The organism is Bisbaumannia pacifica (assembly GCF_007989625.1).
Taxonomy (GTDB): domain Bacteria; phylum Pseudomonadota; class Gammaproteobacteria; order Pseudomonadales; family Halomonadaceae; genus Bisbaumannia; species Bisbaumannia pacifica.
Window position 1 is genome coordinate 1 of record NZ_BJUK01000111.1, and the last position, 654, is coordinate 654.

Here is a 654-nt window from a genome sequence, read left to right on the forward strand (position 1 = left end):
TCCGCGAAGGCCTGCCCCCAGGGTAGCCCCGACCCTCCAGGCGTGATGATGTCTCTCGTGTTCCCGAAGGCGACCGCTAGACGGTCGCCTTTTGCGTGATGGCGGCGCTAGACTGGGAAGATCACTCCCAGCGAGGCACGCCATGAAGATCCATCTCGAATTCGACCTGACCCCCGCCGAGTTTCGCCAGGCCCTGGGCCTGCCCGATGTGGAGGCCTATCACCAGGCCGTGCTGGAGCGCATCCAGCAGCAGATGGAGGCCGGCGTCGAGGGCTATGACCCCCTCAGTCTGCTGCAACCCTTCCTCGATAACCCGCTGATGCCCGAGGTCTTCAAGCACGCCTTCCAGGGCCAGAAGGGCGCGACCGGCCAGGGGAGCGGCTGGGAGCAAGGGATGGCCGGCTTCGGTCAATATCAGCAGATGCTGATGGATATGCTGCGCAAGGCCGCCGCCCAGGCCGGCAACCCGGCCGGGCCGTCCGAGCCGCCGACAGGCAACGACGCTGGCCCCCGAGACGGTGACGACCCGGCGTCCAAGGGCAGCGCCAGCGCCGCCAGCGCCCGCCGCCGCCAGGGGTAGGGAAAGGCTATTGTAGTGATCCTCCATCTATCGTTGCTGGACCGTGGCTATTCTGGGGGTAGGCACTGCACAAA

General features: G+C 66.5%; 1 protein-coding gene. It reads left to right on the forward strand.

Features of this window, described 5'->3' with window-relative positions:
* Nucleotides 1-142: 142 nt before the first annotated feature.
* Nucleotides 143-580 carry a hypothetical protein gene (locus HPA02_RS18130; RefSeq protein WP_146804610.1) on the forward strand — a complete coding sequence of 146 codons (438 nt, stop codon included), beginning with the start codon at nucleotides 143-145 and terminating at the stop codon, nucleotides 578-580.
* Nucleotides 581-654 lie beyond the last annotated feature (74 nt).

What these genes read in the sequence shown, in the direction of transcription:
- HPA02_RS18130 (WP_146804610.1), top strand. Translation starts at nt 143, where the DNA reads ATGAAGATCCATCTCGAATTCGACCTGACCCCCGCCGAGTTTCGCCAG.